We start from the raw sequence: 22,877 nt of genomic DNA, 5'->3' as shown, positions 1-22,877 counted from the left end.
AGAAAGAACACGATGTCAGATGTGACGATTAAACAATTGGCCCAGGTATTGAGCATGCCGGTGGACAGACTGCTGACGCAGCTGGCCGAGGCGGGCATGCCCTTTTCCGATCCGGAGCAAGTCATCAGCAGCACCGAGAAGGTGAAGTTGCTGGGCTTTCTGCGCCGGACCCATGGCAAGAGCGAGACTGCCAGCGAGGCCGAAGACAGCGCGCCGCGCCAGATCACCCTCAAGCGCCGCAAGGTCAGCGAGTTGAAGGTGGCTACGCCTGGCGGCCGCGGCGCTGCAAGCGCCAAGACAGTCAACGTGGAAGTGCGCGCCAAGCGTACCTACGTCAAGCGTAGCGTGATCGCCGAGGAAGCCAGTGGCGACGCCACGCGCGAGGATGCCGTGCGCAAGCTGCAGGAGTCGCAGCAGCAGCGCGAACACGAAGAGAACGAGCGGATCGAAAGCGAGCGCCGCCGTCACGCCGAAGCCGAGCAGCGCGCCCACGAGGAACGCGAGCAGGCCGAGGCGGCGGAGCGCCAGCGCTTGCAGGCGGAAGCCGAAGCCCGTGAGGCGGCCGAGCAGCGTGAGCGTGAAGCCAGCGAAGCGGCTGCGCGCGAAGCTCAGCGTGCAGCCGAGGTCGTCGCGCCGGCACCAGCTCCTGCTCCCGCACCGGCTCCCGCGCCCCTGGTCGAGGAGAAGGCTCCTGTCGCAGCGGCTCCGGCGGTGCAGAAAATCGATCCGAAGGCGCTGGGCATGATCCTGCCGCGCATTCACGAACCGCGTCGCCGCGAACCCAAGCCGGTTGCGGCACCGGCGCCCGCGCCCGCGCCGGCCCCCGCGCCAGCACCCGCTCCTGCGGCTGCATCGGCCAACAAGACGCGCTATGGTCGCGAACGTGACGAAGGTCCAGGCGGCAAGCGTTTTGCTGCGGGCGAGTTGCATTTGAGCGACGCCGATCGCGCGCGTCGTTCGAATAAGCGTGGCAAGCCAGGCAAGGGCGGTAATTCACGCGATGCCGTGCGCGGCGGGTCGTCGGCGGCGGCAGGCGCACATGGCTTCTCGCGCCCGACCGCTCCGGTCGTGCGCGAAGTGGTCGTGGGCGATAACAACGTCGTGGCCGAGCTGGCCGCCAAGATGGCGGTGAAGGGTTCGGAGGTGGTCAAGGCGCTGTTCAAGATGGGCGTCATGGCAACCATCAATCAGACGATCGACCACGACACCGCCGTGCTGGTCGTCGAAGAACTCGGCCATAAGCCGGTCGAAGCCAGCCAGGACAACGCCGAGGCCGCGCTGGCCGCGCATACCCAGAACGCCGAGCTCGATGGCGAGAAGGTAACGCGTCCGCCGGTAGTCACCATCATGGGTCACGTCGATCACGGCAAGACCTCGCTGCTGGACTATATCCGCCGCACCAAGGTCGCCTCGGGCGAAGCGGGCGGCATTACCCAGCACATTGGCGCCTATCACGTGGAAACGCCCAAGGGCGTGGTCACGTTCCTCGACACGCCCGGCCACGCGGCGTTCACCTCGATGCGTGCCCGTGGTGCCCAATCGACGGACATCGTGGTGCTGGTGGTGGCGGCCGACGACGGCGTCATGCCGCAGACGGCCGAGGCCGTGCAGCACGCGCGTGCCGCCAAGGTGCCGTTGATCGTCGCGGTCAACAAGATGGACAAGTCCGACGCCAATCCGGACAACGTCAAGCAAGGCCTGGGCAACCTGGAAGTCATTCCGGAAGAGTGGGGCGGCGACACACCGTTCGTACCGGTGTCGGCCAAGACCGGCATGGGCATCGACGACCTGCTCGACGCCATCCTTGTTCAGGCCGAGGTGATGGAGTTGACGGCGGTAGAGGACGGTCCGGCCTCCGGCGTGGTGATCGAATCGAGCCTCGACCGCGGTCGAGGCCCGGTGGCTACCGTGCTGGTGCAACAGGGCACGCTCAAGCGCGGCGACTTCGTCGTCTGCGGTATCGAGTATGGCCGCATGCGTGCGTTGATCGACGAGAACGGCAAGACCGTGCAGTCCGCCGGTCCCTCGATCCCGGTGCAGGTGCTGGGCCTGTCTGGCGTGCCGGAATCGGGCGATGACTTTGTCGTCGTGGCCGACGAGCGCCTGGCACGCGAAGTGGCTGCCGAACGCCAGCTCAAGCGCCGCGAAACGCGCATGGTCAGCAAGGCCAACCGCCTGGAAGACATCATGGCGCAGATGGGCCAGGGCAATGAGCAGCAGACGCTCAACATCCTGGTCAAGGCAGACGTGCAGGGTTCGGTACAGGCACTGCGCGAATCGCTCAGCCAGATCGGCAATGAGAACGTGAAGGTCAATGTGATCGCTGCCGGCGTCGGTGGCATTACCGAATCCGACGCGACGCTCGCCGCCGCCTCCAAGGCATTGGTGATCGGCTTCAACGTCCGTGCCGACGCTTCGGCGCGCAAGGTGATCGATACGGCGGGCCTGGACGTCCGTTACTTCTCGATCATTTACGACGTCATCGACCAGGTGAAGCAGGCGGCTTCCGGCCTGTTGGGCATGGAAGTGCGTGAAGAGATCATCGGCATCGCCCAGGTGCGCGAAGTCTTCCGCAGCTCCAAGTTCGGCGCCGTGGCAGGCTGCATGGTGGTCGAAGGCACGGTCAAGCGCAGCAAGCCCATCCGCGTCCTGCGCGACAACACGGTGGTCTTCCAGGGCGAACTGGAATCGCTGCGTCGCTTCAAGGACCTTGTCGACGAAGTGCGTAACGGCATGGAATGCGGTATCGCCGTGAAGCAATACAACGACGTGAAGGTAGGCGATCAGATCGAGTGCTTCGAGCGTATCGAGGTAGCTCGGTCGCTGTAATGCCGCAAAGGGCGAGGGATGAGTCGCGAGGGCGCGAAAATCCCACGTCCGTTTCATTGCGAGGCCCGGACAGGTGCTGTCCGGGCTTCGTGTTTTCGGTAACTTCACGAGCCTGCGCCCTCGCAGCTCGTCCCTCGTCCCTAAAAGGGCCAAGGAGGATCCGTGCCTTCCCGCGATTTCAAACGAACCGATCGTGTCGGCGCCGAGCTTCGGCGTGAACTGGGCCTGCTGGTCCACGCAGCCGTGCGCGATCATGGCCTGCCATCCTCGAGCGTGTCGGATGTGGAGGTCACCCGGGATCTCGACTTCGCGACCGTGTGGGTGACGGCGTTGTTGCCGGATCAATCCAAGGATCTGGTCAAGGCGCTCAACGAACTTGCCGGCGAGTTTCGCCGCGAGCTGTCGCGCAGTATGCGCATCCGTCGTGTGCCGGAGCTGCGTTTCAAATACGACGACTCGGTCGACAAGGGTGAGCGAATCGAAAAGCTGTTGCGCGATTCGGGCGATATTGTGCCGCCGCAGGTTGAAGACAAAGACTGATCCCGACCGGGACTGCGTATCTTCCAGGAGCGGCTCCCGCCGCGACAAACCGACACGTCATTGTGCGTCGCGGCTGAATTCGCTTCTGCAAGGTGGCCAAGGTTCTTGAAGCTAAATTGATTGGCATGCGCATCCGTTTCCGCTCCCTCCACGGCATCGTCCTTCTGGATAAGCCCCTGCATATGAGCTCCAATCAGGCGCTGCAGGCGGCCCGGAAGCTGTTGCGCGCGGAGAAGGGCGGCCATACCGGTGCGCTCGATCCGCTGGCTACGGGGCTTTTGCCGTTATGCCTGGGCGAGGCGACCAAGGTCGCCGGAACCCTGCTGGGTTCGCGCAAGGCCTATCTGGCCGAATGCCGCCTGGGCGTGACGACGGCGACCGCGGATCTCGAGGGCGAGATTGTTCAGGAACGCCCGGTACCCATCCTCGATGCCGAACGCATCGAACAGGCGCTTGGCAGATTTCGCGGACGCATCGTTCAGGTGCCACCCGTCTATTCCGCGCTCAAACAGGATGGGGAACCGTTGTATCTGAAGGCCCGGCGTGGCGAAGCGGTCGAAGCGCCGCCTCGTGAGGTAGATATCTTCCGCCTGGACCTGCTCGAGCACGATGGCGATCGGCTGAAGCTCTATGTCGAGTGCGGCTCGGGTACCTATATCCGCAGCTTGGCGGTGGACCTGGGCGAAGATTTCGGTTGCGGTGCACATCTGACCGCCCTGCGGCGCCTTTGGGTGGAACCGTTTCGCGAACGGGCCATGATAACCCTCGACATGCTAGTCGAGGCAGCCAGCCGAGGCGATGAGGCTTTGCTGGCGCTTGTTCGCCCGATTGCGGATGGTCTGACCGACCTCCCGGCGCTGCGATTGGACGCCGCCGAAAGTATTGCTGTCTCACAGGGGCGTCAGATTCAGGTGCTCCCGTTAGCCGACATCACACGGCACGCGGTTTTTGCCGACGACGGCCGCTTGCTGGCCCTGGCCGATATCGGCCCGGATGGGGTGCTTCGCATCGCCCGAGGCTTCAATCTGCCGCCCGGGGGCGCAATTTGCTGAGCCGGGGCACTGTCATGCTCTTGTTGTCTTACCGTCTCAATCGTTAGAATAGCGAGCTTGTTCCAAATCATTCATTCACAAGGCGAAGCTTGCGCGATGTCATCGATGTGACATGGCGCAAGCTTCGCATCGCCTTTTAAGGAAGAGATTCTCATGTCCCTCACTGCAGAACAGACCGGCAAGATCATTGCTGAGTACGGCCGCGTGCCGAACGACACCGGTTCGCCGGAAGTCCAGGTGGCCCTCCTGTCGGCCCGTATCGACCACCTGACCGACCACTTCAAGACCCATAAGCAGGATCACCACTCGCGCCGCGGCCTGCTGAAGCTGGTTAATCAGCGCAAGCGCCTTCTGGGCTATCTGAAAGACAGCGACTTGCCGCGCTATCAGAGCCTGATCGAGCGTCTTGGCCTGCGCCGTTAACCGACAAGGGACAATAACGTGGCGAAAGTAACCAAGTCATTCCAGTACGGTAATCACGAAGTCACACTGGAGACGGGCGAAATCGCCCGCCAGGCGTCCGGTGCCGTCATGGTCAGCATGGGCGGTACCGTCGTGCTGGTCACCGCCGTGGCGGCCGCCAAGGCCCGTGACGGTCAGGACTTCTTCCCGCTCACCGTCGACTACGTCGAGAAGTTCTACTCGGCCGGTCGCATTCCCGGCGGCTTCTTCAAGCGCGAAGGCCGTCCGACCGAGAAGGAAACGCTCACTTCGCGTCTGATCGACCGCCCGGTGCGTCCGCTGTTCCCGGAAGAGTTCAAGAACGAAGTCCAGGTCATCGCCCAGGTCGTTTCGCTGAATCCCGAAATCGATGGCGATATCCCTGCCATGCTGGGCGCCTCCGCTGCGCTGACGCTGGCTGGCATCCCGTTCAAGGGTCCGATCGGTGCCGCTCGCGTCGGTTATGCCAATGGCCAGTACCTGCTCAACCCGACCGCCACCGAGCTGAAGACCTCGGATCTGGATCTGGTCGTGGCCGGCACGCACAACGCTGTGCTGATGGTGGAGTCCGAAGCCAAGCTGCTGACCGAAGAAGTCATGCTCGGCGCCGTGGTGTTCGGCCACAAGCAGATGCAGGTCGCCATCGACGCCATCAACGCTTTCGTGGCCGAAGCCGGCCGCAAGTCGTTCACGTGGGAAGCCCCGGCGCGTAACGACGCGCTGTTCGATTCGATCAACTCGATCCTGGGCGATCGCCTGCAGAAGGCTTTTGCGATACGTGACAAGCTGGAGCGTCGCGACGCTATCGCCGCTCTCAAGGGCGACATCAAGACCGGTATCGCGCAGACCGCGCTGAGCCACGGCTGGAGCGACCTGGATATCGGCAACGCGTTTGCCGAGATCGAATACCGCACCATGCGCGACGGCGTGCTGAAGACCAAAGTCCGCATCGACGGTCGCCAGCTCGACGACGTCCGTCCGATCTCGGTCCGTGTAGGCGTGCTGCCGCGCACCCATGGTTCGGCGCTGTTCACGCGCGGCGAGACCCAGGCGCTGGTCGTGGCCACGCTGGGCACCGCCCGTGACGCGCAGATCATCGACGCGCCGGAAGGCGAGTCGAAGGATCCATTCCTGTTCCATTACAACTTCCCGCCTTTCTCGGTGGGCGAAGCTGGCCGCTTCGGCGCGCCCAAGCGTCGCGAAATCGGCCACGGCCGTCTCGCCAAGCGTGGCGTGCAGGCCGTCAAGCCGACCATGGAAGAGTTCCCGTATGTAATCCGCGTCGTCTCGGAAATCACCGAGTCGAACGGCTCCTCGTCGATGGCCTCGGTCTGCGGTTCCTCGCTGGCCATGATGGACGCGGGCGTGCCGTTGAAGGCGCCGGTGGCCGGTATCGCCATGGGCCTGGTGAAGGAAGGCGGCGACTATGTCGTGCTGTCGGACATCCTGGGTGACGAAGACCACTTGGGCGATATGGACTTCAAGGTGGCCGGTACCGCCGACGGCGTGTCCGCGCTGCAGATGGACATCAAGATCGACGGCATCACCGAAGAAATCATGAAGGTGGCGCTGGAGCAGGCCAAACGTGGCCGTCTGCACATCCTCGGCGAAATGGCCAAGGTGATGAGCACGGCTCGCTCGGAAATGAGCGAGTACGCTCCGCGTCTGCTCACCATCAAGATTCATCCGGACAAGATCCGCGAAGTCATCGGCAAGGGCGGCGCAACGATCCGCTCGATCACCGAAGAGACGGGCACCACCATCGACATCAGCGACGACGGCACGGTCGTGATCGCCTCGGTCAACCGCATGGCGGCTGACGAAGCGAAGAAGCGCATCGAGCAGATCGTTTCCGACGTCGAGCCGGGCCGCATCTACGAGGGCAAGGTTGCCAAGCTGATGGACTTCGGTGCGTTTGTGACGATCCTGCCGGGCAAGGACGGTCTGGTTCACGTGTCGCAGATTTCCAACGAGCGCGTGGAGAAGGTCTCCGACAAGCTCAAGGAAGGCGATATCGTCAAGGTCAAGGTGCTGGAAGTGGACAAGCAGGGCCGTATCCGCCTCTCCATGAAGGCGGTGACCGAGGACGAAGGCGCCAACGCCTGAATGCTTGCCTGATGGTTGTATGAAAATAGCCCGGCGCATTGCCGGGCTTTTTTTTGGAGTGTTGGACTGAGGGTTGCCCTTTCACCCCAGCCTTTCTCCCCCGGCAAGCCGGGCGAGAAAGAGCAGAGTACGTGAATGCGACACACCGAACCTTGCTCCAGTCAGGCTTCCTCTCCCTGCCTTGACCGGGGAGGGGGGAGAGGGGGCAAGCTCGCGATGCGCAAGCAAGCAGTAATCTGCACCTGCGCAGAAGATCGGTGCACACTGCGCAAATAACTCTCCCCCACACATGAAACTTCTCATTCCCCACCGCGCTCAAAAGCCCATCACTTACATCCTGCTACCATTCACCTACATGATGGAGGAGGCAGCATGAGTAACCAGGCAACGGATTTTCTCACCAATTATCAGGCGCTCGCGCAGCAGTCCTGGGATGCATGGACCCGCTATTTGCAGCAGCAACCCGCTGCGGTATCGCCATTTGCACCTGCGGGGATGGGCGCGCGCGCCGACGATCTCCTGACGCGTAGCATGGCTGGTGCCAAGGCATATTCCGACTGGCTGCGCAGTGCCGGCGGTAGTGGCTTGGGGCAGGGGAACGATTGGCAGCGTCAGATGCAAAATCTCTTTGCCGGGCTAGGCGGCCAGCCGTTTACACAGGCCTATGCCGGACTGGACAGCGCCGCGGCCCAGGGCTTCATGCAGCAATGGCAGCATTGGCTCAATGCCCAGGCGGGCCTCAATCCGTTAGCGGGACAGATGCCCGGCGGCCTGGGCGATTTCGCCGCCTTCGGTTACACCCGTGAGCGCCAGTTGCAACAGCAGGCGCTGACCAACGCCATGCGCGAATACGCCGATCTGGCATCGCGCTATCAAGCACTGATTCAGCAAGCCAATCTGCAGGGCTTCGAGCGCTTGCAAGAGCAGCTCGGCAAAATGGCCAGCACCGATCAGCGCATCGAATCGCTCAAGGCGTTGTACGACCTATGGGTCGATGCCGCCGAAGAATGCTACGCCCAGATCGCCTTGTCGGACGAGTTCAAACAGGTCTACGGCGCTATGGTCAATGCGCAGATGAAGGTGCGCCAGTTGCAGCAGCAACAGCTCGAAGCTGTTTGCCGTGAGCTGGGTCTGCCTACACGCAGCGAAGTCACCGCGCTGGGCAAACGGCTGCAGGAATTGCGTCGCGAAGTACGTGCGAATGCTGCCGGAAGGGACGCGCCGGCAGGCGATGATGCCACCACGTTACGCGCCGAAGTCGCCGAACTGAAACGCAAGCTCGCCGCAGCGGAGAAGAAATCCCAAGCCAAGCCTGGCAAGCCCGTGCCTGAGGCACGCGTGGCTACGCCGCGGAAAACCGCCAAGAAGGCAGCCGCCGGCCGATCCGCCGCGCGTGGCAACAAATAAGGAGCCGCGATGAACAACCCCTTGCCCTTCGATCCGGCCAACCTGCTTGCCGAAATCAGCACGTTCCAGAACAAGCTTGCCGCCGGTATAAGCAACTTGCGTGGAATGACCGAACCTGAGTACGCCAACACGCCGCGCGAAGCCGTCTATCGCGAGGACAAGCTCACTGTGTGGCATTTCAAGGGCGAGCGGCCGCCGACGGCAAAGACGCCATTGTTGATCGTCTACGCATTGGTCAACACAGCCTGGATGACCGACCTGCAAGCCGACCGCTCCCTGGTGCGCAATCTGCTGGCGCAAGGTGAAGACGTCTATCTGATCGACTGGGGCTATCCCGACGGTGCCGATCGTTGGTTGACGTTGGATGACTACATCAATGGGTATCTCGACCGCTGCGTCGACGCCGTGCGTAAGCGTCACGATGTGGATGCGATCAACTTGCTCGGTATCTGCCAGGGCGGTGCGTTTTCGCTTTGCTATACGGCGATCCGGCCAGAGAAAGTAAAGAACCTGATCACGATGGTGACGCCGGTGGATTTCCACACACCGGACAACATGCTTTCGCACTGGACACGCAACCTCGATGTGGATCTGTTTGTCGACACGCTAGGCAACATCCCTGCGGAGTTGATGAACTGGGTTTACCTCACGCTCAAGCCAGTGCGCCTGAACCAGCAGAAATACGTCGGCCTGGTCGATATCCTCGACAACCCGAAAGAATTGGAAAATTTCCTGCGCATGGAGCGTTGGATTTTCGATTCTCCCGATCAAGCCGGCGAGGCTTTCCGTGAGTTCATCAAGGATTTCTACCAGGGCAACAAGCTGGTTGCAGGTACGCTGACCATCGGCGGCAAGCCCGTGGATCTGGGGATGATCACTCAGCCGGTGTTGAATATCTTTGCCGAACAGGATCATCTCGTGCCACCGGACGCGTCGCGTGCGCTCGGGCGTCATGTGGGTACGACCGATTACACGCAGCTGGCGTTCAAGGGGGGGCACATCGGAATCTATGTTTCTGGGCGCGCCCAGCGCGACGTGCCGCCGGCTATCCACGAATGGCTGCGTTCGCGCGGCTGATCATCGACGGGGGAGTGGGTTTATGAGTAGTGAAAAGCGCCTGGCGCGCTCAAGCAGCCAACGGATGCTTGCTGGCGTCTGTGGTGGCGTGGCCGAATATATCGGTTGGGATCCAACCATTGTGCGAGTAATCTGGATCATCCTCACGCTCGCCGGCGGTTCGGGCATCCTGCTTTATCTGATTTTGTGGTTAGTCATGCCTGAGAACGCATAGCTCCGAGCTGTCACTGCTTTAACGAATGAGGCGTTGTACACGCCGCGCCCGAAATCGGACGAAACAGGCGTGAAGCATCGGCTGGGCCCGATTCATGGGGTATGTCTGAATCGCGATCATGGTTGCCCTACAGCAACCATGATGCGTCATGAGCGATAAAGAAAACCTCTGTTCGACCTCCAGGCGTAACTTTCTTTGCGGTACCGCAGTGGCGTTCTCCGCCTTTGCGGTATCGGGCTTGGCAGTTCCTCGAGCTGCACATTTGCCGAATGTGCCGGGCCGTGCGGCTCGTTGGCAGCGACGTAATCTGCTTGCGCCGGATTTTCCTGCCGAAATGCTGGATACCTATCGCCTAGCGGTTTCTCGCCTGCTGGCCCTTCCACCCTCCGACCCTCGCAATTGGTATCGCCTGGGGCTGGTGCATCTACTCGATTGTCCGCATGCCAATGGATGGTTCCTGCCTTGGCACCGTGGCTATCTGGGATGGTTTGAGCGTATTTGCCGGGAAGTGACGGGGCGTTCCGATTTCGCCTTGCCATACTGGGATTGGACCGCGTCCCCCGTATTGCCGCGGCCGTTTTTCGAAGGTGTATTGGATCCTGCCGGTAAAGCTTTCTTTATGACATCGGAAGCTTTCGCAGCAGCGTTTCATGCTCCAATGCAGGCCTATTGGAGCAGCTTGACGTCGCTTCAACGCGAGCAACTCTACCAGCGCGGCTACGAGACGTTCGATTCGTTGTGGGATTCTGTGGTTGAGAAGACTGAACGGCTGGGGGAGCGAGCGCGGCAGCTTTCTGCTACGGCGCCGGAGCTTGGCGAAAGTGTGCGTAACGCGGTATCGCTCGAGACACTTGTTTCTGCATTTGCACCAAGGACCTTTGCCAAATTTGGCGGTGAAATCAGTTCGCAGCACAGCGAATCCAAAAAAATAAGTCTTCTGGAAAGCAGTCCACACAATCAGGTACATACGGGTATAGGTGGTCTCATGGGGGAATTCCTTTCACCCTTCGATCCCATATTCTGGTTGCATCACGCCAATATCGATCGCTTATGGGCAGACTGGATGCAACTGCAGAGCGAGGAAGCACTCCCCATCGTACCTGAGGGAGATGCACTGAGAGTCTGGCAAGACGAACCGTTTGCGTTCTTTACCGATGAGCGTGGCAGGCCGGTCGAAGGCTATGGCTCACTGGATTACACGCGCGCGGATATGTTCGAGTATGAATTCGAGCCTGGTACCCGCGTGCCGCCGCGCCTTCCTCCCTTACGCCTGGGTGACAGCTATATCCCTGGCATAGTGCGTCAAGCCGACCTGAGCACAGAGGTGCCGGCCATCCTGTCACTGAACGTGCCAGCGGATCTGTTGTTGGGTGTACTGCAAGGCGGAGCCTTGAACGCGAGCCTGCACGTCAGCGATGCGCATGCTGCATCCAAGTGGGCATTCGATCTTGAAGTGGTTGCCTCTAACGGGGAGGCAGTGGAATGGGCGGGAAGGTTCGAGGTATTCGGCACCCATGGGCTGGGCCACCACGGAGCTACCTTGAATTTCACACTTTCGCTGGCGAAGGCGATACGCAAACTTCATGCATCTGGAAGCCTGGACCTGCAAAGCGCTCTATCGCTGAGGCTGAAACTCGCCCCACGCAATAGCGAGGTAGTCGCCCGTGTTACGAATGCCTCCACGAGAGCGAAGCTGCAGGTTATGTCATTCGGTGCCGATATCTTTTGAGCCGTATTCCGTGACAACGGAACTCGAATTCGGCAGGGGAGACATTAGTCTCCCGTCTTGGAAGGGTCATCGGGCATAATAGCCCGATGACCATGACTTACGATTCCATCCGTGCCGTGCAATGGCTAGGCGATCGTTTGCGCCTGCTGGACCAGCGTCTCCTGCCGCGCGAGGAACGCTGGTTCGAATGCCGTGATTATCGGCAAGTGACGCAAGCCATCAAAGAACTGGCGGTCCGTGGCGCACCGGCCATCGGTATTGCTGCGGCCTGGGGTGTCGTGCTGGCTGCCCGTGAAGGGCTGCCGTTGGACGCTCCGCTCGCGGAATTGCGTGCGGCACGTCCGACTGCCGTGAATCTCATGTGGGCGTTGGACCGCATGAAAACCGCTATCGCTCAGGGGGCCGATACCACGGCGCTGGAACGCGAGGCGCAGGCCATCCAGGACGAGGATCTTCAAGCCAATCGCCGCATGGGCGACCTCGGCGCCGCATTGATTTCACCAGGTTCGGGCGTGCTCACGCACTGTAATACCGGCTCGCTCGCGACTGCCGGTTTCGGCACGGCCCTGGGCGTTATCCGTGCCGGTGCCGCCAACGGCCGAATCGAGCGCGTCTATGCCGGTGAAACACGCCCCTGGCAGCAGGGGGCGCGCCTGACCATGTGGGAACTGGTGCGCGACGGGATTCCCGCGCGGCTTATTGCCGACTCGGCGGCCGCCCACCTGATGCGCAGCGGTGAGGTCCAGTGGGTCATTGTCGGTGCCGATCGCATTGCGGCCAACGGCGACACGGCAAACAAGATCGGTACCTATCAGCTGGCCATCGCGGCGCGCCATCATGGCGTGAAGTTCATGGTCGTCGCGCCCTCGTCCACGGTGGATATGGCGACTGCATCGGGCGACGACATCGAGATCGAATTGCGCGACGCTGCCGAACTATTGAGCGTGGGTGGCCAGCGTACCGTTGTCGAGGGTGCCGAAGCCTGGAATCCGGTATTCGACGTGACGCCGGCCGAATTGATCGATGCCATCGTAACCGAACGTGGCGTCATCGAGCGTCCAACCGCAGCGGCCATGCAAGCGATGTTCGGCCGGTGAGACTGCGCCAGGAGCTCCTGCTCTTCGCAGTCGGCGGTATATTGGGCCTTATCGTCGACGCGGGCGTGGTCCAGGCGCTTGTCAGCGGGCTTGGCTGGAATCCCTATGGCGCACGTATCGTATCGTTCGCGCTTGCCGCCACGATCACTTGGTGGTGGAACCGTCGTCGCACGTTTGCGCATCGACCCAGCGGGCGCTCGGCTATCGCCGAATGGTCGCACTGGATGGTGCTGATGGGGTTCGGTGCGGCAGTCAATTACGGGGTTTTCGCCTTGCTGCTCTGGCTCGTTCCGGCCCTGCATCCGTGGCCAGCCATCCCTACCGCGGCAGGGTCGGCGGTAGCTGCTGCGGTCAATTTCCTGACCGCCAGGAGCGCTCTTTTCAGGCGTTCTGAAACATCAATATAAGATATTGATTTTATTGGAAAAAATAGTGTATTTCCACGCGCGTTCGTGGTACACTTCGCTTACTGAAATTCCAGGTCGCTGAGGCAGACGCTCGGGGGCGTCGTCCGCGACCTTTTCTTCGTCCAGGGAACTGATTGATGGCAGAACTCGCCAAAGAAGTCATTCGCGTAAGCATCGAAGACGAAATGCGTCAGAGCTACCTCGATTACGCCATGAGCGTGATCGTGGGGCGCGCATTGCCGGATGTCCGCGATGGTCTCAAACCGGTACATCGCCGCGTGCTTTTTGCGATGAACGAGTTGGGTAACGTCTGGAACAAGCCCTATAAGAAATCGGCCCGCGTGGTCGGTGACGTGATCGGTAAGTACCATCCGCATGGCGATACGGCGGTGTACGATGCCATCGTGCGCATGGCGCAGCCGTTTTCGCTGCGTTACATGCTGATCGACGGCCAGGGTAACTTCGGTTCGGTCGACGGCGATAGCGCGGCGGCCATGCGTTATACCGAAGTGCGCATGTCCAAGCTCACTCATGAGCTCCTTGCCGACATCGACAAGGAAACCGTCGACTTCGGGCCGAACTACGACGAAAGCGAAAATGAACCGCTGGTGCTGCCCACCCGCGTGCCGAATCTGTTGATCAACGGTTCGGCCGGTATTGCCGTGGGCATGGCGACCAATGTGCCGCCGCACAATATCAACGAGGTCATTGCCGCGACGATCGCACTCATCGACGATCCGTCGCTCGGCATCGACGAACTGATGACGCACATTCCGGGCCCGGATTTCCCGACCGCAGGCATCATCAATGGCTCCTCGGGCATCGTCGAAGCGTATCGCACCGGTCGTGGCCGCATCCTGGTACGTGCCAAGGCGGAGATCGAGACCGAGTCCAACGGCCGCGAAACAATCATCGTTACCGAGCTGCCTTACCAGGTAAACAAGGCGCGCCTGATCGAGAAGATCGCCGAACTGGTCAAGGAAAAGAAGCTCGAAGGCATCAGCGAGCTGCGTGACGAGTCCGACAAGGACGGCATGCGCATGGTCATCGAGATCCGCCGTGATTCGATGGGCGATGTGGTGCTCAACAATCTGTTCCAGCAGACCCAACTGCAGGTCACCTTCGGTATCAACATGGTGGCATTGGTCGATGGCCGGCCGCAGCTGCTGAACTTGAAGGATATCCTGGAAGCCTTCATTCGCCATCGCCGTGAAGTGGTGACTCGCCGCACCATCTTCGACCTGCGCAAGGCACGTGCGCGTGCGCATATCTTGGAAGGCTTGACGGTAGCGCTGGCGAACATCGACGAGATGATCGAGCTGATCCGCACCTCCGCTTCGCCGCAGGAAGCTCGCGAGCGCATGGTGGCACGCAAGTGGCAGCCCGGCCTCGTCAGCACCATGCTGACAGCGGCCGGTGCCGATATGTCGCGTCCGGAGGATATGGATCCGCGCGATGGCCTCAAGAGCGACGGTTATCAGCTCTCCGAAGCGCAGGCGCAGGAAATCCTCGCGATGCGCCTGCACCGCCTGACCGGCCTGGAGCAGGAAAAACTTTCCGACGAGTATCGCCAGATCCTTGACACGATCCGCGGTCTGATCGAAATCCTGGAAGACCCGGCGCGTCTGCTCGCGGTCATTCGCGAGGAGCTTGAGAACATCCTGACCGAGTTCGGCGATACGCGCCGCACGGAAATCCAGCATTCGCAGGAAGATCTCAATGTCCTGGACCTGATCGCTCCGGAAGACGTCGTCGTCACGCTCTCGCATGCCGGCTACGTCAAGCGGCAGCCCGCCAGCACCTACCGTGCGCAGCGGCGCGGCGGCAAGGGCCGTTCGGCGTCTGCGTTGAAGGAGGAGGATTTCGTCGAGCAGTTGTGGGTGGTCAATACCCATGACACGCTGCTTACATTCACCAGCACGGGGCGTGTGTACTGGCTGAAGGTGTATCAGATGCCCGAGTCCGGTCCGAATACGCGCGGTAAGCCGATGGTGAACCTGCTGCCGCTGTCGGAAGGCGAGAAAGTTCAGGCTGTGCTGCCTGTACATGAGTACAGTGCCGATCGCTTTGTGTTCTTTGCCACACGCCAGGGCACGGTCAAGAAGACGCCGCTCACCGAGTTCGCTTTCCAGTTGCAGAAGGGCAAGATCGCCATCAACCTCGACGAAGGCGATGCACTGGTCAATGTGGCATTGACCGATGGCAAGAGCGATGTACTGTTGTTTGCATCGAACGGCAAGGTAGTGCGATTCGACGAGGACGAAGTGCGTTCGATGGGACGCACGGCGACGGGTGTGCGCGGCATGCGCCTGGCCGAGCAGACCGAGGTGGTGTCGCTGATTGTTGCCGCCGACGGCGATATTCTCACTGCGACCGAGCGTGGCTACGGCAAGCGTACCGCCTTGGATGAGTTCCCCAAGAAGGGCCGCGGTACGCAAGGTGTGATCGGCATCCAGTGCTCCGAGCGTAACGGTCCCCTGGTCGCGGCGACGCAAGTCACCGAAGCACACGAGCTGATGCTGATCTCCAATCAGGGCACGCTGGTGCGAACCCGTGTGGCGGAAATTTCGCAGTTGGGGCGTAACACTCAGGGCGTGACCCTGATCCGCCTGCCGGCGACTGAGGCGTTGGTCAGTGTCGTTCGGCTGGATGCGGATGAGGAAGGTGCCGAGGATGGCGAGGCTGGCGATACGTTGCCGCAAGGCGATGCCGATGCGACGGTCGAGCCCGCAGGCGAAGATTGAGTTCGCGTGCCTTGATCTAGAAAAAGCCCGGTCGTCAGGCCGGGCTTTTTTGTTTAGGTTTGGGGAAGTGCTGCGAGCATGGCTTCGGCTGTCGAGACCCGGAATTCCCCGGGCGCTTCCAGATGCAGATCCTTGACTACGCCATTCTCGGCGTACAGCGCAAAACGACGAGCGCGCAGCCCCATACCATAGGCCGTGCCGTCAAGCTCGAGACCGAGCGAGCGCGTGAACAAACCATTGCCATCGGCCAGCATCAGCAGGCGTGCCGGAATTTTCTGACTCTTCGCCCAGGCCTGCATGACATAAGCATCGTTGACCGAAAGACACATTACATCGATACCGCGTGCGGCAAAATCGTCGAGATGGCTCACATAGCCGGGGACATGTTTGTTCGAACAGGTCGGCGTAAATGCGCCGGGGACAGCGAACAATACGACACGTCGATCGGCGAACACATCACGCGTTTGCGCCGTAGTGATTTCATCGCCGGCGAGACGGATTTCGACATCGGGAAGGCTTTCGCCCAGCTGGATCATGTTCGCTTCCTGCTCTTGGGTTTTGGGATCGGCGATGCTGCGGCGGGCCGTTCTAGGGCTTGCCGGGGCAGGGCAAGTGTATCGGGCGGGCCAAGCCAATGGCGACTGAATAAACAAAGCTTCATGCGGCGGGCTGGCCTGATGGGTGCCTTGAAACCGCGTACCCGGCACTTATCTTCCTCTCCAAGCGGCAATGGCCGCATCCTAATTTGAGGAATGACCCATGAATTACATCTCCGCTCCCTTTTCCCGTCGGACGCTGCGCGGTTTTGGTGATGTACGTGATGTCCTGGATCGGTTTTTGAGCCAGGACGATGCTCAGGCTGGCGCTTGGGTGCCGCGCGTGGACATCAAAGAAGAGGAGGGTCGCTTCGTGATCCTCGCCGACGTCCCTGGGGTCGACCCGGCATCGATCGAAGTCAGCATGGATAAGAACGTGTTGAGCATCAAGGGCGAGCGCCGCAGCGAACCGCAGGAGTCGGCTGGTCAATTTACCCGCATCGAGCGTGCCTCAGGCAGTTTTCATCGCCGTTTCGCCCTGCCTGAGAGTGCCGATGCCGAGGGTATTACCGCGACGGGCAAGCATGGTGTGCTGGAGATCGCGATTCCCAAGCGGGCCCAGGCGGCGCCGCGCCGTATCGCCATCGAAACGGCACACTGAGTCCGCTCGTAGCGTTCGGTAGCGTAGCGCCTGTTGCGCATGCAGCCGGAGGGGCGATAGGGATTGCCCATGCGGGGCGCTGGCCAGCGCCCCGCATGGGCGCATTTGCATGGGGTACTAAGCGATAGCGGGCAGCAGGCATCGTGATGGGCTCACCTTGGGAATACTCGGCGCGGCTTGCAGCCAGCGCCGTGGCGTCCGATCATGAGGGCGTTTTGGCGGGGATTTGACGGTGGAATTCAAGGATTACTACGACATTCTGGGCGTGAAGCCGGACGCGAGCGAGGCGGATATCAAAGCCGCCTATCGCAAGCTTGCGCGCAAGTACCATCCCGATAAGAACAAGGAAGCCGGCGCGGAAGAAAAGTTCAAGGCGATCAACGAAGCCAATGAAGTGCTTCGTGACAAGGAAAAACGCGACGCCTACGATCAGCTGCGTGCTGGCGGCTATCGCGGTGGCGAGCAGTTCCGTCCGCCGCCCGGCTGGGGGCAGGGTTTCGATTTCGGCGACGCCGGCCATGGCGATTTCAGCGATTTCTTCGAAAGCCTCTTCGGCGGTCGCGCCGGTGGCGCAGGTCGCGCGAGCCCTCGCGCAAGGCGCGGTAGCGATGTACAGGCGCAAGTACAGATCGATTTGAAGACGGCGTTCGATGGCGGTCGCACACGCCTCGTTCTGCAGGACGGCCACGGCGGCGAACGCACGCTTGAGGTGAAGATTCCGGCGGGTATTCAGTCAGGCCAGGTGATTCGCCTTGGCGGGCAGGGCCACGCGGGTCACGGCGGAGGCCCTAGCGGCGACCTGCTGTTGGAGGTGGGCATACGCGACGACACTCGCTTCCGTCTGGACGGCCGCAATGTCACCCATGTATTGCCGATCGCGCCCTGGGAGGCAGCCTTGGGCGCCACGGTGCCCGTGCCGACGCTCGCTGGCACTGTGGACTTGCGCATCCCGCCCGGATCGCAGTCGGGCCGCAAGCTGCGCTTGAAGGGGCGAGGCATGCCCGGGCCGACACCCGGGGATCAGCTCGTAGAGTTGTCGATTCGCGCACCGGTCGCCGATACCCACGAGCAGCGTGCGGCTTACGAGGCCTTGAAGGACCAGTTCGAAGGTTTCGATCCGCGGGCTTGAGGTGGGGAGCTTGACGTAGCGCGGCAGGGACGAAGGTAAGTAGCGCGGGCGCTAAAATCGTAATCTGGCGGGCAATCGTCGATGGTGCGAAGACAGGTTAGCGGACTTGGGGTAAGCCTCACGCGAACGGATTTACGCCCTCGCTACCGCTCCCTCGCCCCTCTAGGGCGGCCAAAAAAAACGGCACCTGCAAAGATGCCGTTTTCTCACTAGCGAAGCCGCCATCGTTGCTACGCAGGCAACAACGTCTTCAAGGTCGTCACCAGCTCTTCCTCGCGGATCGGCTTGGTCACATAAGCTTTGGCGCCCTGGCGCATGCCCCACACTTTGTCCGTGTCTTGGTCTTTCGTGGTGACCAGCACGATCGGAATATGGGCAGTGTCGGGATCTTTGCTGATCGTACGGGTGGCCTGGAACCCGTTGAGGTTCGGCATCACCACGTCCATCAGGATCAGGTCGGGCATTTCGCGCTTCGCGGCTTCGACGCCGGCGGCGCCGTCTTCGGCCGTCACTGCCTCATGCCCGAGCTTTTCGACGATGCGCTTGATACCGAGCAATTGCGACGGCGAATCGTCGACGATCAGGATGCGTGCCATAAGGAATGGGGTCCCCTAATTATTTCGTGGTTCCAAACTGCGTTTATCGCGGGTTTGAAGCAGCTTGTCTAGGCAGTTTTGCCGATTCGCACCAAGGTGCGTCCAAACGACTCGCCGGCCAGCATAGATTCGAACACGCCGTGCAAGCCGTCCAGTCCAACCTCACGGGTGGCGATGCGGTCCAGGTGCCGCGGTTTCCAGTCGGTTGCCAGATGGTGCCAGACTGCGTCGCGGACGTCGCGTGCTGAGCCGGCCGAGGCCACGCCTAGCAGGTTGACGCCACGAATAATGAACGGCATCACGGTACTTTCGAGGCCGATACCGCCGGCGTTGCCACAGACGGCTACGTTGCCGTAGGGCTGGATCAGAGGCAACAAGCCGGCAAGCATCTTGCCGCCGACATTGTCCAGTACGCCGCCGAACCGCGCTGAATCCATCGGCTTCCCGCTGAAGGTCAATTGGTTGCGATCCAGGCACTCCCGGGCACCCAGGGCACGTAAGGTATCGAACTGGTCGGCTTTGCCGCTGATGGCATGTACTTCGTAACCGGCACGGGTATAGATATCGATCGCCAGCATGCCCACGCCGCCTGTGGCGCCGGTGACGGCGATCGGGCCCAGTGACGGTACCTGCCGATTGGCTTCCATCTGCAGCAGGCCGAGCGCTGCGGTATAGCCGGCCGTGCCCAGGATCATGCTTTCGCGCAGGCTCAGGCTAGCCGGCAGGGGAATCGTCCAAGCCGAGGGCAGGCGGATGTATTGGGCGTAGCCACCGTCCCGGGTCTCCGATAGCCCGCAGCCGGTGCACAAGACCTTGTCGCCTTCCTTGAAGGCGGGGTCGGTGGAGGCGACGACATGGCCGGCAACATCGATGCCTCCGTTAAGCGGATACTTGCGCAGGATTTTGCCCTTGCCAGTACCGGCAAGGGCATCCTTGTAGTTGATCGACGAATAGGCGACCTCGACCAGTACTTCGCCCGCGCTCAAGTCATCGGCCGTGATGTCCTCGACGCCGGCGCGATAGCCCAGGTCGTCGCTATGGATGCGGAATGCGTGGAACGTTACCGAGCTCATGGATAGCACTCCCTTTATGCTTTGACGCTGCTGCTGTCGATCCACTTGGAGGTGTAGCCCTGCTCGTAACTGCCCATCCAGTCGAACATGGCATTCAGGCCTTGACCGAACCAGATGTTGTCGCGCTGTTCGCGACGTACGAAACCCTCGTCGACCATATGGTCCATCATGCCGCGCAGCGGCGTGTAGTAGTCGCGCACGTTATAGAACGCGCACGGATAACGGTGCAGCCCCAGTTGCGCCCAGGTCAGCATCTCGAAGATTTCGTCCATCGTGCCATAACCGCCGGGCAGGGCGACAAAGGCATCGGATAGCTCGAACATGCGTGTCTTGCGCTGGTGCATGGTTTCGACCACCTGCAATTCGGTCAACCCCGTGTGCGCAACTTCGCGTTCGACCAACTGGCGAGGAATAACACCAATGACTTTGCCACCGGCAGCCAGCACGGCGTCGGCGACGGTGCCCATCAGTCCCACCTTGCCGCCGCCGTAGATCAACGTGATATCGCGTCGAGCCACTTCAGCGCCAAGCGCTTTGGCCGTGTCGACGTAGTCCGGATGTGTGCCGCTGTTGGAGCCGCAGTAAACGCAGAGGGCGGTGGGTTGGGGCATGGCTGATCCGGTGATTATGGAATAGGGGCGAGAGGCGAGTAGCGAGGGCGCAGGTTCGAACGCCCTTCGCCAGTGTGCAAGATGGCTGGAATGGTCGCCAGCTTAGAGCTGGCACCGGTCTCTGGTCGTAGCGCCCTCGCTACTGGTCCCTCGATAAACGACAACGGCCCGCCCATGTCGCCACGAGCGGGCCGAAGCTGGTGCATCGGGCGATCAGTTGCCCTTGTGGATTGCGCGCTTGTCCACAGACAGCGCCGCTTCGTGCACGGCTTCCGACAGTGTCGGGTGTGCGTGGACGATGCGGGCCAGATCCTCGGAGGAGCCCTTGAATTCCATCGCGACAACGCACTCGGCGATCAGCTCGGACACGCCCGGGCCGACCATGTGCACGCCGAGAATGCGATCGGTTTCGGCATGGGCAATCATCTTGACTTGGCCGATAGCCTCGTTCATCGCCACAGCGCGGCCGATGGCGGCGAACGGGAAGGTACCGACCTTGTACGGAACGCCTTCGTCCTTCAACTGTTTTTCGGTCTTGCCGACCCAAGCGATTTCCGGCTCGGTGTAAATCACCCACGGCATGGTGTCGTAACCGACGTGACCCGCCTTGCCGGCGATCCACTCGGCTACGGCCATGCCTTCTTCGAAGCCTTTGTGCGCCAGCATCGGGCCACGCACGGCGTCACCGACAGCCCAGACGCCGTCAACGCCGGTGTGGCAATGCTCGTCGACGACGATGCGGCCGCGCTCGTCCAGCTTCACGCCGACATCGTCGGCCAGCAGGCCATCGGTGTAGGCGCGGCGGCCGACGGCCACCAGCAGCTTGTCGACGACCAGGTCGTGATCGCCATCTTTGTCGTTATAGGTCAGGTGCACTTCATTGCCCTTGACTTCGGCCTTGGTGAGCTTGGCGCCGAGCTTGATGTTCAAGCCCATCTTGGCGAATTCCTTGGCGGCGATCTTGGCGATATCCGCGTCGGCGGCACCGAGGAAATCCGGCTGTGCTTCGATCACGGTGACTTCCGAACCCAGACGGCGCCATACGCTGCCCAGTTCCAGACCGATCACACCCGCACCAATCACGCCCAGGCGCTTGGGCACTTCGTTGATGTCCAATGCGCCGGCGTTGTCGATGATGAACTTGTTGTCGAACTTGGCGAACGGCAGCTCGATCGGCACCGAACCGGAGGCCAGGATCACATTGGTGGCACTGATGGTCTGCTTCTGGCCATCGGCACCGATGATCTCGACATTATTACCCTTCAGCAGCTTGCCCTTGCCGAAGTAGCTGGCGATCTTGTTGGCTTTGAACAGCTGCGCGACACCGCCGGTGAACTGCTTGACGATCTTGTCCTTGCGGCCGATGAAGGTGCCCAGGTCGACCTTGGCATTCTCCACTGTGATGCCGTGGACCGGCAGGTTGTGGGCGATGTTGTAGAACTGCTTGGACGAATCGAGCAGTGCCTTGGATGGGATGCAACCCACGTTCAGACAGGTGCCGCCCAGCGCCTGCTTGCCGTCCTTGCCGGCAAAGGCGTCGATACAGGCGGTCTTCAGGCCGAGCTGCGCAGCGCGAATCGCTGCATGGTAGCCGGCGGGGCCGCCGCCGATGACGATGACGTCGAATTTTTCAGACATGGAGAAGAGTCCTTTTTAGCGGGACTCGGGACTCGGGACTCGGGACTCGGAAGAGCAAGTCTTCCACACAGTCCCGAGCCCTCGTATTTTTTAGCCGAGTCCCGAGTCCCGAGTCCCGAGTCCCGGCTGAAATCGTTACAGGCCCAACAGCATCCGCTGCGGATTCTCCAACTGGTTCTTGATATCCACCAGGAACAGCACCGCGTCCTTGCCATCGATGATGCGATGGTCGTAGGACAGGGCCAGATACATCATCGGGGCGGCGATGACCTGGCCGTTCTCGACGATGGCGCGCTCCTTGATGGTATGCATGCCAAGGATCGCGCTCTGCGGCGGGTTGACGATCGGCGTGGACAACAGCGAGCCGAAAGTGCCGCCGTTGGTGATGGTGAAGGTGCCGCCCTGGAGATCGTCCAGGCCCAGCTTGCCGTCACGCGCCTTCTTGGCGTAGTTGACGATGCCCGACTCGATATCGGCAAAGCTCATGTTCTGCACGTCGCGCAGCACCGGCGTCACCAGGCCCTTGTCGGTCGAGACCGCAATGGAAATGTCCTGGTAGCCGTGATAGACGATGTCGTTGCCGTCGACCGAGGCGTTGATGACCGGATGGCGCTTGAGCGCTTCGCCGGCGGCCTTGACAAAGAAGCTCATGAAGCCGAGCTTGACGCCGTTGGTCTTTTCGAACTGTTCGCCCAGCGTCTTGCGCATCTTGGTCACTTCGGCGAGGTTCACTTCGTTGAACGAGGTGAGCATCGCGATCGAGTTCTTCGACTGCATCAGACGTTCGGCGATGCGCGCGCGAATGCGCGTCATCGGCACGCGCTCTTCCGGGCGAGCGCCGGGCGTCGGTTTGACAGACGGTGCGGCAGCGGACGTCGCGACCGGCTTCGGCGCATTGACGACGTCTTCCTTGATGATGCGGCCGTCGCGACCGGTACCGGCGATACCGCTGGTGTCGACCTTGCCTTCTTCGGCGGCACGGCGTGCGGC

The 22,877-nt window shown here is 61.4% G+C and carries 20 protein-coding genes; 14 read left to right on the top strand and 6 right to left on the bottom strand.

The window, feature by feature from the left end:
• Nucleotides 1–12: 12 nt before the first annotated feature.
• The 12 genes from infB (at nt 13) to gyrA (ending at nt 15,643) form a co-directional block, all read left to right on the top strand.
• Complete coding sequence (infB, locus tag VIM98_RS11725) at nt 13–2,829, top strand: translation initiation factor IF-2 (RefSeq protein ID WP_331993294.1); 2,817 nt, start codon at nt 13–15, stop codon at nt 2,827–2,829.
• 162 nt (nt 2,830–2,991) lie between these two features.
• Nucleotides 2,992–3,369, top strand: coding sequence for a 30S ribosome-binding factor RbfA (gene rbfA, locus VIM98_RS11720; protein WP_331993293.1), 378 nt, complete (start codon nt 2,992–2,994; stop codon nt 3,367–3,369).
• 125 nt (nt 3,370–3,494) lie between these two features.
• Nucleotides 3,495–4,421 (top strand): tRNA pseudouridine(55) synthase TruB, encoded by a 927-nt coding sequence (gene truB / locus VIM98_RS11715; RefSeq protein ID WP_331993292.1) that lies wholly within the window; start codon nt 3,495–3,497, stop codon nt 4,419–4,421.
• A 153-nt stretch (nt 4,422–4,574) separates the two neighbouring features.
• Nucleotides 4,575–4,844 carry a 30S ribosomal protein S15 gene (rpsO, locus tag VIM98_RS11710; protein WP_331993291.1) on the top strand — a complete coding sequence of 90 codons (270 nt, stop codon included), beginning with the start codon at nt 4,575–4,577 and terminating at the stop codon, nt 4,842–4,844.
• Between the two features lie 18 nt (nt 4,845–4,862).
• A complete protein-coding gene (gene pnp / locus VIM98_RS11705; RefSeq protein ID WP_331993290.1) occupies nt 4,863–6,968 on the top strand; it encodes a polyribonucleotide nucleotidyltransferase in 2,106 nt (701 codons plus the stop codon).
• 372 nt (nt 6,969–7,340) lie between these two features.
• Complete coding sequence (locus tag VIM98_RS11700; protein WP_331993289.1) at nt 7,341–8,375, top strand: poly(R)-hydroxyalkanoic acid synthase subunit PhaE; 1,035 nt, start codon at nt 7,341–7,343, stop codon at nt 8,373–8,375.
• 9 nt (nt 8,376–8,384) lie between these two features.
• Entirely contained in the window at nt 8,385–9,452 is a 1,068-nt protein-coding gene (locus tag VIM98_RS11695) for a class III poly(R)-hydroxyalkanoic acid synthase subunit PhaC (RefSeq protein WP_331993288.1), read from the top strand.
• Nucleotides 9,453–9,474: 22 nt separating this feature from the next.
• Nucleotides 9,475–9,666 carry a PspC domain-containing protein gene (locus VIM98_RS11690; RefSeq protein WP_331993287.1) on the top strand — a complete coding sequence of 64 codons (192 nt, stop codon included), beginning with the start codon at nt 9,475–9,477 and terminating at the stop codon, nt 9,664–9,666.
• A 148-nt stretch (nt 9,667–9,814) separates the two neighbouring features.
• Nucleotides 9,815–11,395 carry a tyrosinase family protein gene (locus VIM98_RS11685; RefSeq protein ID WP_331993286.1) on the top strand — a complete coding sequence of 527 codons (1,581 nt, stop codon included), beginning with the start codon at nt 9,815–9,817 and terminating at the stop codon, nt 11,393–11,395.
• A gap of 86 nt (nt 11,396–11,481) precedes the next feature.
• Nucleotides 11,482–12,492, top strand: a complete 1,011-nt coding sequence (gene mtnA, locus VIM98_RS11680; protein ID WP_331993285.1) for an S-methyl-5-thioribose-1-phosphate isomerase — start codon at nt 11,482–11,484, stop codon at nt 12,490–12,492.
• Nucleotides 12,489–12,899 carry a GtrA family protein gene (locus VIM98_RS11675; RefSeq protein WP_331993284.1) on the top strand — a complete coding sequence of 137 codons (411 nt, stop codon included), beginning with the start codon at nt 12,489–12,491 and terminating at the stop codon, nt 12,897–12,899. The genes mtnA and VIM98_RS11675 overlap by 4 nt, the downstream gene beginning before the upstream one ends.
• A gap of 137 nt (nt 12,900–13,036) precedes the next feature.
• Nucleotides 13,037–15,643 carry a DNA gyrase subunit A gene (gyrA, locus tag VIM98_RS11670; RefSeq protein ID WP_331993283.1) on the top strand — a complete coding sequence of 869 codons (2,607 nt, stop codon included), beginning with the start codon at nt 13,037–13,039 and terminating at the stop codon, nt 15,641–15,643.
• 53 nt (nt 15,644–15,696) lie between these two features.
• Here the strand turns inward: gyrA and VIM98_RS11665 are convergent, their stop codons facing one another.
• Entirely contained in the window at nt 15,697–16,179 is a 483-nt protein-coding gene (locus VIM98_RS11665; protein ID WP_331993282.1) for a peroxiredoxin, read from the bottom strand.
• Between the two features lie 223 nt (nt 16,180–16,402).
• On the opposite strand from VIM98_RS11665, the gene VIM98_RS11660 reads away from it, so the two are divergent.
• Nucleotides 16,403–16,840, top strand: a complete 438-nt coding sequence (locus VIM98_RS11660; RefSeq protein WP_331993281.1) for an Hsp20/alpha crystallin family protein — start codon at nt 16,403–16,405, stop codon at nt 16,838–16,840.
• A gap of 232 nt (nt 16,841–17,072) precedes the next feature.
• Nucleotides 17,073–17,969, top strand: coding sequence for a DnaJ C-terminal domain-containing protein (locus VIM98_RS11655; protein ID WP_331993280.1), 897 nt, complete (start codon nt 17,073–17,075; stop codon nt 17,967–17,969).
• Nucleotides 17,970–18,199: 230 nt separating this feature from the next.
• On the opposite strand, the gene pilH is transcribed toward VIM98_RS11655, so the two are convergent.
• The 5 genes from pilH to odhB form a co-directional block, all read right to left on the bottom strand.
• Nucleotides 18,200–18,565: a twitching motility response regulator PilH gene (gene pilH, locus VIM98_RS11650; protein ID WP_331993279.1), complete on the bottom strand. Its 366-nt coding sequence runs from the start codon at nt 18,563–18,565 to the stop codon at nt 18,200–18,202.
• A 68-nt stretch (nt 18,566–18,633) separates the two neighbouring features.
• Nucleotides 18,634–19,638 (bottom strand): acryloyl-CoA reductase, encoded by a 1,005-nt coding sequence (locus tag VIM98_RS11645; RefSeq protein WP_331993278.1) that lies wholly within the window; start codon nt 19,636–19,638, stop codon nt 18,634–18,636.
• 14 nt (nt 19,639–19,652) lie between these two features.
• On the bottom strand, nt 19,653–20,249 hold the full coding sequence (locus tag VIM98_RS11640; protein WP_331993277.1) for a TIGR00730 family Rossman fold protein: 597 nt from the start codon (nt 20,247–20,249) through the stop codon (nt 19,653–19,655).
• Between the two features lie 213 nt (nt 20,250–20,462).
• On the bottom strand, nt 20,463–21,887 hold the full coding sequence (gene lpdA / locus VIM98_RS11635; RefSeq protein WP_331993276.1) for a dihydrolipoyl dehydrogenase: 1,425 nt from the start codon (nt 21,885–21,887) through the stop codon (nt 20,463–20,465).
• A 135-nt stretch (nt 21,888–22,022) separates the two neighbouring features.
• A partial coding sequence (gene odhB, locus VIM98_RS11630) for a 2-oxoglutarate dehydrogenase complex dihydrolipoyllysine-residue succinyltransferase (protein WP_331993275.1) occupies nt 22,023–22,877 on the bottom strand: 855 nt, incomplete at its 5' end.

The organism is Dyella sp. (genome assembly GCF_036568765.1).
Classification (GTDB): Bacteria; Pseudomonadota; Gammaproteobacteria; order Xanthomonadales; family Rhodanobacteraceae; genus GSA-30.
This window is presented reverse-complemented; position numbering and strand designations above follow the sequence as displayed.

Bases quoted from the DNA above. Each gene is read 5' to 3' on its own strand.
- infB (WP_331993294.1), top strand. From the start codon at position 13: ATGTCAGATGTGACGATTAAACAATTGGCCCAGGTATTGAGCATGCCG.
- truB (WP_331993292.1), top strand. From the start codon at position 3,495: ATGCGCATCCGTTTCCGCTCCCTCCACGGCATCGTCCTTCTGGATAAG.
- rpsO (WP_331993291.1), top strand. From the start codon at position 4,575: ATGTCCCTCACTGCAGAACAGACCGGCAAGATCATTGCTGAGTACGGC.
- VIM98_RS11700 (WP_331993289.1), top strand. From the start codon at position 7,341: ATGAGTAACCAGGCAACGGATTTTCTCACCAATTATCAGGCGCTCGCG.
- VIM98_RS11695 (WP_331993288.1), top strand. From the start codon at position 8,385: ATGAACAACCCCTTGCCCTTCGATCCGGCCAACCTGCTTGCCGAAATC.
- VIM98_RS11690 (WP_331993287.1), top strand. From the start codon at position 9,475: ATGAGTAGTGAAAAGCGCCTGGCGCGCTCAAGCAGCCAACGGATGCTT.
- VIM98_RS11685 (WP_331993286.1), top strand. From the start codon at position 9,815: ATGAGCGATAAAGAAAACCTCTGTTCGACCTCCAGGCGTAACTTTCTT.
- mtnA (WP_331993285.1), top strand. From the start codon at position 11,482: ATGACCATGACTTACGATTCCATCCGTGCCGTGCAATGGCTAGGCGAT.
- gyrA (WP_331993283.1), top strand. From the start codon at position 13,037: ATGGCAGAACTCGCCAAAGAAGTCATTCGCGTAAGCATCGAAGACGAA.
- VIM98_RS11665 (WP_331993282.1), bottom strand. From the start codon at position 16,179: ATGATCCAGCTGGGCGAAAGCCTTCCCGATGTCGAAATCCGTCTCGCC.
- VIM98_RS11660 (WP_331993281.1), top strand. From the start codon at position 16,403: ATGAATTACATCTCCGCTCCCTTTTCCCGTCGGACGCTGCGCGGTTTT.
- pilH (WP_331993279.1), bottom strand. From the start codon at position 18,565: ATGGCACGCATCCTGATCGTCGACGATTCGCCGTCGCAATTGCTCGGT.
- VIM98_RS11645 (WP_331993278.1), bottom strand. From the start codon at position 19,638: ATGAGCTCGGTAACGTTCCACGCATTCCGCATCCATAGCGACGACCTG.
- VIM98_RS11640 (WP_331993277.1), bottom strand. From the start codon at position 20,249: ATGCCCCAACCCACCGCCCTCTGCGTTTACTGCGGCTCCAACAGCGGC.
- lpdA (WP_331993276.1), bottom strand. From the start codon at position 21,887: ATGTCTGAAAAATTCGACGTCATCGTCATCGGCGGCGGCCCCGCCGGC.